The sequence below is a fragment of the Streptomyces atriruber genome, from assembly GCF_001418325.1.
GTDB classification, from domain to species: Bacteria; Actinomycetota; Actinomycetes; order Streptomycetales; family Streptomycetaceae; genus Streptomyces; species Streptomyces atriruber.
The window spans coordinates 5,055-5,705 of sequence record NZ_LIPN01000354.1; the positions used below are offsets into that span (position 1 = coordinate 5,055).

1 protein-coding gene and 1 pseudogene are annotated in these 651 nt (G+C 72.2%); one reads left to right on the forward strand and one right to left on the reverse strand.

Annotation, left to right across the window (positions count from 1 at the left end; genetic code table 11):
- Window positions 1-52: 52 nt before the first annotated feature.
- Complete coding sequence (locus AOK03_RS31380; protein ID WP_055568758.1) at window positions 53-376, forward strand: hypothetical protein; 324 nt, start codon at window positions 53-55, stop codon at window positions 374-376.
- A 157-nt stretch (window positions 377-533) separates the two neighbouring features.
- Here AOK03_RS31380 and AOK03_RS44380 read toward each other — a convergent pair.
- Window positions 534-651: pseudogene (locus tag AOK03_RS44380) on the reverse strand (lamin tail domain-containing protein); the annotation flags it as partial.

Sequence of the window (651 nt, forward strand, 5' to 3'; positions counted from 1 at the left end):
GTCCGGCGGGGCAGGGGTGGCGCCGGGCGCGGACCGGTGTGACCGTGGGCCCATGAGCATCCAGGTGAACCGGCTCGCGGACCCCACGGTCCGGGCCTTCGTGACCGCGGTGAACTCCCACGACAAGGCCGCCTTCGACGCCTTGCTGGCGCCCGGCGCGACCATGGCGGACGACGGCACCGACCGGGACGTCGCCGACTGGACGGACCGCGAGATCTTCTCGTCCAACGGCCACATGGACGTCGAGTCGGAGTCGGACGGCGGCCGCGTGCTGACCGTCTCCTACCGCAACGACACGTGGGGCGAGATGCGCACGAAGTGGCAGTTCAGTGTCGACGGCGACCGGATCTCCCGCTTCGAGACGGGTCAGGCCTGACCGGACGGCAGGCCCGGCAGGCCCGGAGGGCCGACAGGTGTGTCGACAGGGGGTGTCTTTCGCAGGGCGACCGTTCCGCGGCGCGGGTCGTTCCCGCGGCCCCAACCGCGGGCCCCCGCCGCGGAGCGGTCGCCCTCCCCCCTCCCCCTGATGTTGGTCAGTGGCAGCTGGTGGAGCCGGACCCGGTCCGCGCCCACGAGCAGGAGTCGAGCTGCGAGCCGCTCGGCTTGATGAGGCGCGCCTTGTCGCCGGTGTTGTTCCAGACGTAGTTGGTG

Coding starts and splice junctions, on each gene's coding strand:
- AOK03_RS31380 (WP_055568758.1), top strand. CDS start 53: ATGAGCATCCAGGTGAACCGGCTCGCGGACCCCACGGTCCGGGCCTTC.